Source organism: Streptomyces millisiae (assembly GCF_031845425.1).
GTDB classification, from domain to species: Bacteria; Actinomycetota; Actinomycetes; order Streptomycetales; family Streptomycetaceae; genus Streptomyces; species Streptomyces millisiae.
Map to the genome: position 1 here is coordinate 1 of NZ_JAVREM010000133.1, position 6,623 is coordinate 6,623.

A 6,623-nucleotide genomic window follows, 5' to 3' on the forward strand; every position below is an offset into this window, starting at 1 on the left:
GTACACGCCCCGGAGGGGCGAGGGCCTGCGGCGGCTTGGCCACCCAATGCCCGAGCGCTTCGCGCCGGGCTTTTCCCCCACCCACCCGCCCATCCCCGCGCTGCGCGCGGCGAGCGGGCCGGCGGGCCGCCAGGCCCGTGCCGCGCGACGACCCGCCCGGAGGGCGGGTGGGTGGGCGCGGCACGGCACGGCACGGCCGACAGGCCCGGGCACCGGGCGCGCGGAGCGCGCCGGTGGCCCGGGCCGGCGGCCAACGCGCGGCACCGCCGGTGGCCAACGGCAAGCGGCAGCGAATCGTCAGGTCAACACGACGGCCGTGGCGATCGCCGCCAGGCCCTCCGCTCGGCCGGTGAGGCCGAGGCCGTCGGTGGTGGTGCCGGAGACGGAGACGGGCGCGCCGACCGCCTCGGAGAGGACGCGTTGGGCCTCGGCCCGCCGCTTGCCGATCTTCGGGCGGACGCCGACGACCTGGATCGCGACGTTGCCGATCGTGAATCCCTCGGCCCGGACGATCCGGGCCGCCTCGGTGAGCAGGGTGACGCCCGAGGCGCCGGCCCACTCGGGGCGGTCCGTGCCGAAGTGCGCGCCGAGGTCGCCGAGGCCGGCGGCCGAGAAGAGCGCGTCGCACGCCGCGTGCGCCGCGACGTCGCCGTCCGAGTGGCCGGCGAGGCCGAAGCCGGCGTCCGGCCAGTGCAGGCCGGCGCACCACAGTTCGCGGCCGGCCTCGAAGGCGTGGACGTCGGTGCCCACGCCGACGCGGGGCAGTCGGTCAGTAGCCATCGTTCTTCCTCCGCCGTGCGAGCACGGCCTCGGCCAGCACCAGGTCGAGGGGGCGGGTGACCTTGAACGCCTCCTCGTGGCCGGGCACCAGCACCACGGGGACGCCCAGCCGCTCCACCATGCCCGCGCAGTCGGTCGCGTCCCCCTCGACGTGCTTCTGGTGGGCGGCGACCAGCGTGGCGCGGTCGAAGCCCTGCGGGGTCTGCACGGCGCGCAGCAGCGCGCGGTCCGGGGTGGCCACCACCGGTTCCGGGCCGCCGGGCGGCTCGCTGGGGGCGGCGATCTGTTTGACCGTGTCGGTGACGGGGAGCGCCGGCACCACCGCCGGCGCGCCGGCGCGCACGGCGGCCGCGACGGCGTCCACCGTGTCGACGGGCACCAACGGGCGGGCGGCGTCGTGGACGAGGACGATCTCGATGTCGTCGGGCAGGGCGTCGAGGCCGCGCCGGACCGATTCCTGGCGGGTCTCGCCGCCCTGGACCACCAGCTGGTCGACGCCGGGCGGCGGCGGGTGCTCGTCGAGCAGGGAGCGGACGGCCTCGGCCTCGCCCGGCGGGGCGACGACCACGACCAGGGTGACGGCCCTGGCCCGGGCCATGGCGCGGACCGCGTGCACCAGCATCGGCGTGCCGCCGAGCTGGCGCAGCGCCTTGGGGGCGCCGGGGCCCAGGCGGAGGCCGCGTCCGGCGGCCGGGATGACGGCCGCTGCGGGGGCGAGCCCGGCGCGGCGGAGTGTGATGTCGGTCATGGGTGACGAGTGCAGGTTTGTTTCCAGGGCGGGGTTGGGTATGGCCTGAGCGTGCCGGGGCCACACGATCGGACCCTTCCGTGACATGCCGGTCGGCCCAGCTTCACGGGCCCGGCACGCTCCCAGGCCGCGAGGTCTCCGGAGAATCCGGATCTCCCGCGAAGGCTTCCGCGGCGGTGAGTTCGCTTGTCCGAACATGCCACAGCGCCCGCGTGGCACGGGGAATGCCTTTCGGGCGCTGCGGTGGTAGGCCGGCGACGCGAGCGGTTCGCACTCGATGCGGCCTTCTGTCGCATGGCTGTCTGTCGTGTCACCGGTGATCGCCTAGGCGGCCTGGCGCTCAGCGCCAACCGTGTCGGCGGGCCGGCGGTTCAGGAGGCGAGGACCTCGTCCAGCAGGGACTCGGCCTTGTCCTCGTTCGTGGCCTCGGCGAGGGCGAGCTCGCTGACCAGGATCTGTCGCGCCTTCGCGAGCATCCGCTTCTCGCCGGCCGAGAGGCCCCGCTCACGCTCGCGGCGCCACAGGTCGCGCACGACCTCGGCCACCTTGATGACGTCACCGGAGGCCAGCTTTTCGAGATTGGCCTTGTAACGGCGGGACCAGTTGGTCGGCTCCTCGGCATAAGGCGCGCGCAGCACCTCGAAGACCCGGTCCAGACCGTCCTGCCCGACCACATCGCGCACACCGACGAGCTCGGCGTTTTCCGCCGGCACACGCACCTCAAGGTCACCCTGAGCGACCTTCAGCACCAAGTAGATCTTGTCCACGCCTTTAATCGGGCGAGTTTCGATGGCCTCGATCGTCGCGGCCCCGTGATGGGGATAGACCACGGTGTCGCCAACCTTGAACGTCATGTGACAGGTACCCCTTCCGTGGCTCTCCATGCTAACACGGGAACACGCCCCATTGAATGACGTTTTCGCAGGTCAGGCCATATCTCGGGGGTTGACAAGCGCGGCTTCGGCATGCTTCGGGCGGTGCGGAACGGGAGGTATGCGCAGGTGGGAGCGGGGTTTGCGGGCCGGAGAAGTCGGCCCAAGAACGCCCGGAAGAACACAAAGAACTTCCACGGAAGCCGGAAAGCTGTCCGTTTTGTCCCGGTTGGCAGAATGGCCTCGGGCATCAGTCCCGAGATCGAAGAATTGATCAACCGGTCGGCTGTTGATCACTCCGTGATCACCCTCTGATCGCCCGCCGCCCCCTTGGCGGACCAATCTCCGCGCTTTCCCCCGCGTTCCGTTCCGTGGGCCGGTTGTGGTGGGCGGAAGAGCGGTCGGTACCCTGAGGCCGATAGATCATCCTGACCGTTCGAGGAGATGCGGCCGCCGTGAGCAGCAGTCTTCGACGCGGCGTGACCGCCGCCGTCTTCACGTTCTCGATCGCCGCGCTGACCGCGGCCTGCGGTGCCGGCCAGCACGCCGGAACGAGCCAGATCAAGCCGGACAACGCCTACGCCCAGGTCGACGACATCAAGGTGCAGAACGTCAACGTCGTCATGGCCGACGACGGCTCGGGCCCCGCGGGCGTCACCGCCCGGCTGTTCAACACCGGGTCCCAGGACCAGACGCTGGAGTCCATCACCCTGCCGGGCTCCGACGTGCGCGCCGAGCTCGTGCCGGCGGACGGCGAGAGCAGCGTGGTGGTCCCCCGCCACGGCAGCGTGGTGCTGGGCGGCGAGGGCAACCCGGAGGCGGTCATCGCCGACCCGGCGGCGGCCCAGGTCGCGCTCGGCAACGCCCAGCACCTGGTCTTCGTGCTGAGCGACACCGGCGACATCGGCCTCTACGCCCGCGTGGTGTCGCCGACGACCGCCGGCTTCGAGTACTACCGCGACTGGGCCCCCACCCCGACGGCTCCGGCCGCGCCGGACGCCACCGGAGGCACGGACGGCGCCGGTGACGACGAGGCGGGCACCGCCACCGAGGGCGCGGGACCCGACGCCGGCGAGGGCGTGGAGGGCACCGTGGAAGGCGCCACCGAGGGCACCGCCGAGGGCAGCACGGGCGAGACCGGCACCGGCGGCGCGCCCGAGGGCGACGGCACCGCCGAGGGCGCGACGGACGGCGGCACGGCCGAGGGCACCGGCGGCGAGGTCGTCGAGGAGGACGAGCTCGAGGACGACGTCGACCTCTGACACGAGAGGCGGGTGGTGGGGCTTCCCCACCGCCCGCCGCCCGCGTGGTCGGCCGACGCCGCGGCCACGCCGCACCCGCGGCCTACGGCTCGAACTTGTAGCCGAGGCCACGCACCGTGACCAGGTAGCGCGGGGTTCCGGGGTCGGGCTCGATCTTGGCCCGCAGGCGCTTGACGTGGACGTCGAGGGTCTTGGTGTCCCCCACGTAGTCCGCGCCCCAGACGCGGTCGATCAGCTGCATCCTGGTGAGCACCCGTCCGGCGTTGCGCAGCAGCATCGCCAGCAGGTCGAACTCCTTGAGCGGCAGGTCCACCTTCCGGCCGGAGACGGTGACCACGTGCCGGTCGACGTCCATCCTGACCGGGCCCGCCTCCAGGGCGGCCGGGCTCTCCTCCTCCGACTCCCCCCTGCGGCGCAGCACCGCGCGGATGCGCGCCACCAGCTCGCGGGAGGAGAACGGCTTGGTCACGTAGTCGTCGGCCCCTATCTCGAGGCCGACCACCTTGTCGATCTCACTGTCCTTCGCGGTCACCATGATGACCGGTACGTTCGATCGGCCCCGCAGCTGGCGGCAGACCTCGGTGCCGGGCAGGCCCGGCAGCATGAGGTCGAGCAGCACCAGGTCGGCGCCGTTGCGCTCGAACTCGTCCAGCCCCTCGGGACCCGTGGCCGCGGTGGCGACCTCGAAGCCCTCCTTGCGGAGCATGTACGACAGAGCGTCGCTGAAAGACTCCTCGTCCTCGACTACGAGCACTCGGGTCACGGGAGGACCTCCCGGGCGGTTTCGTTGGTGCGGGTGGTGTGGTCGGGCTCCGTCGCCCCGACGGCGTCGACGCCGTCGGGGAACTCGGCCGGTTCGTGCAGGGTGCCACCGAACCCCTCGCGCTTGCGTCGGGCGGCCAGATGGCGTTCCCGCGCGCTGCCGGGTTCCGGCAGCCGCAGGGTGAAGGTGGAGCCCTGACCTTCAGCGCTCCACACCATGACTTCCCCGCCGTGCGAGGCTGCCACATGCTTGACGATCGCGAGCCCGAGGCCGGTGCCGCCGGTCTGGCGGGAGCGGGCCGGGTCCACGCGGTAGAAGCGCTCGAAGATGCGCTCCTTGTCGGTCTCGGGGATGCCGATGCCCTGGTCGGTCACGGCGATCTCGACCAGGTCGCCGCCGGGCGCCGAGACCTGGGAGCCGGCGATGGCGACCCTGGTGTGGGGCGGGCTGTAGTTGACCGCGTTCTCCACCAGGTTGCCGAGGGCGGCGGCGAGCTGGCCGCGGTTGCCCCAGACGGCGAGGCCCGCGGTGCCGCCGGAGGCGATGGTGATCTGCTTGCTCCCGGCGTGCTGGCGGCAGCGGTCGAGGGCCTCGGTGACCAGCTCCTCGACGGGCACCAGCTCGGCGGCGGTGAGCATGTCGTTGTCCTGCACCCGGGAGAGGTCGATCAGCTCCTGGATGAGGTTGGTGAGCCGGGTGGCCTCCTTCTGCATCCGGCCGGCGAAGCGGCTGACGGCCTCGGGGTCGTCCGCCGCGTCGAGCACTGCCTCGGAGAGCAGGGAGAGCGCGCCGGCCGGGGTCTTGAGCTCGTGGCTGACGTTGGCGACGAAGTCGCGGCGGACGGCCTCGATGCGGCGGGCCTCGGTGAGGTCCTCGACCAGCAGCAGCACCAGGCGGGCGCCGAGCGGCGCGGAGCGGGCGGAGACGGCGAGGACGTCGGCGCGGCCGAGCTTGCCGCGCTTGGGCAGGTCGAGCTCCAGCTGCCGTATCTCGCCGTCGCGGCGGGTGTCGCGGGCCATCTTCAGCATCGGCTCGACGGCGAGCCGGCCACCGCGCACCAGACCGAGGGCGTAGGCGGCCGAGCTGGCCTTGACGACGCCGTCGTGCTCGTCGAGGACGACGGCCGAGGAGCGGAGCACGGACAGCACGGTGTCCACGCCCGGCGGCAGGACCGCCTCGGCCGGCTGGGCCGTGCGCGGTGGCCTGGTTCGTTCGCGCTCGCTCAGCCGGAATGCCAGCATGGCAACCACGCCGGTGCAGAGACCGGCTATCGCTGCCACTGCGGCGACCGCCGCGTTCACGTCCATATCCTCAGGTTATGCGGGGCTTGCCCGCTGACCACAGGTGTGACTGAAGATGCTCGTCCGGCCGCCCGCGAGAGTTCACCTTGCCGACAGCGATGATTCACTTGACGGGGCGGAAACGGCCGCTTTACGAGCAGAGCTTGGGACGGACAGAGCAAGGCGGGCGGAGGAAGGACGAGAGGTCATGCGTGACGCATACCACGAGGAGCTCGACGCGATCAGCGACAACCTGGTCGAGATGGCGAGGTTCGTCGGTTCGGCGATCGGTCGTGCGACGACGGCGATGCTGGACGCCGACCTGAAGCTCGCGGAGAGCGTGATAGAGGCCGACGTGAAGGTCGACGAGATGCATCGCGACCTGGAGAACTCGGCCATAGCGCTGCTCGCGCGGCAGCAGCCGGTGGCCACGGACCTGCGGATCGTCGTCACCAGCCTGCGGATGAGCGCGGACCTGGAGCGGTGCGGGGACCTGGCGCAGCACGTCGCGAAGGTGGCGCGGCTACGGTTCCCCGACTCGGCGGTGCCGAGGGATCTCTCGGCCACCATCCTGGAGATGGGCCAGCTGGCGCAGCGGCTGATGGCCAAGGCGACGGAGGTGCTGATCACCAAGGACGTCGAGCTGGCGATGCAGCTGGAGCAGGACGACGACGAGATGGACTCGCTGCACCGGACGCTCTTCAGCCACCTGTTGGACGACCGCTGGCGCCACGGGATCGAGACGGCGGTGGACGTGACGCTGCTCGGCCGCTACTACGAGCGCTTCGCCGACCACGCGGTGTCGATCGCGCGCCGCGTGGTCTACCTGGTGACGGGCGAGCACGCCGACGAGTTCGCGCCGGAACCGGAGACGACGGCCTAGCCGGCCGGGCTTGGCCGGCGGTTCTTCCCCCACCC

At 72.1% G+C, this 6,623-nt stretch carries 7 protein-coding genes; 2 read left to right on the forward strand and 5 right to left on the reverse strand.

The annotated features are described in order from the left end of the window. Positions 1-297: 297 nt before the first annotated feature. From ispF to RNC47_RS35525, 3 genes are all read right to left on the reverse strand, one after another. A complete protein-coding gene (gene ispF, locus RNC47_RS35515; protein WP_311604944.1) occupies positions 298-780 on the reverse strand; it encodes a 2-C-methyl-D-erythritol 2,4-cyclodiphosphate synthase in 483 nt (160 codons plus the stop codon). Continuing rightward, positions 770-1,528, reverse strand: a complete 759-nt coding sequence (gene ispD, locus RNC47_RS35520; protein WP_311604945.1) for a 2-C-methyl-D-erythritol 4-phosphate cytidylyltransferase — start codon at positions 1,526-1,528, stop codon at positions 770-772. Before ispD ends, ispF begins: the two co-directional genes overlap by 11 nt. 371 nt (positions 1,529-1,899) lie before the next feature. Beyond that, positions 1,900-2,382 (reverse strand): CarD family transcriptional regulator, encoded by a 483-nt coding sequence (locus RNC47_RS35525; protein ID WP_129841803.1) that lies wholly within the window; start codon positions 2,380-2,382, stop codon positions 1,900-1,902. Positions 2,383-2,855: 473 nt separating this feature from the next. Between RNC47_RS35525 and RNC47_RS35530 the strand changes: the two genes are divergently transcribed. Next, positions 2,856-3,662, forward strand: a complete 807-nt coding sequence (locus RNC47_RS35530; protein WP_311604947.1) for a DUF461 domain-containing protein — start codon at positions 2,856-2,858, stop codon at positions 3,660-3,662. Positions 3,663-3,744: 82 nt separating this feature from the next. On the opposite strand, the gene RNC47_RS35535 is transcribed toward RNC47_RS35530, so the two are convergent. Continuing rightward, positions 3,745-4,425 (reverse strand): response regulator transcription factor, encoded by a 681-nt coding sequence (locus tag RNC47_RS35535; RefSeq protein WP_132821217.1) that lies wholly within the window; start codon positions 4,423-4,425, stop codon positions 3,745-3,747. Next, positions 4,422-5,732, reverse strand: a complete 1,311-nt coding sequence (locus RNC47_RS35540; protein ID WP_311604948.1) for a sensor histidine kinase — start codon at positions 5,730-5,732, stop codon at positions 4,422-4,424. The genes RNC47_RS35535 and RNC47_RS35540 overlap by 4 nt, the downstream gene beginning before the upstream one ends. 181 nt (positions 5,733-5,913) lie before the next feature. Here RNC47_RS35540 and phoU point away from each other — a divergent pair, with 181 nt between their 5' ends. Then, positions 5,914-6,588 carry a phosphate signaling complex protein PhoU gene (gene phoU / locus RNC47_RS35545; protein ID WP_311604949.1) on the forward strand — a complete coding sequence of 225 codons (675 nt, stop codon included), beginning with the start codon at positions 5,914-5,916 and terminating at the stop codon, positions 6,586-6,588. The last annotated feature ends 35 nt before the right edge of the window (positions 6,589-6,623 follow it).

What these genes read in the sequence shown, in the direction of transcription:
- phoU (WP_311604949.1), top strand. Translation starts at nt 5,914, where the DNA reads ATGCGTGACGCATACCACGAGGAGCTCGACGCGATCAGCGACAACCTG.
- ispF (WP_311604944.1), bottom strand. Translation starts at nt 780, where the DNA reads ATGGCTACTGACCGACTGCCCCGCGTCGGCGTGGGCACCGACGTCCAC.
- RNC47_RS35525 (WP_129841803.1), bottom strand. Translation starts at nt 2,382, where the DNA reads ATGACGTTCAAGGTTGGCGACACCGTGGTCTATCCCCATCACGGGGCC.
- RNC47_RS35540 (WP_311604948.1), bottom strand. Translation starts at nt 5,732, where the DNA reads ATGGACGTGAACGCGGCGGTCGCCGCAGTGGCAGCGATAGCCGGTCTC.
- ispD (WP_311604945.1), bottom strand. Translation starts at nt 1,528, where the DNA reads ATGACCGACATCACACTCCGCCGCGCCGGGCTCGCCCCCGCAGCGGCC.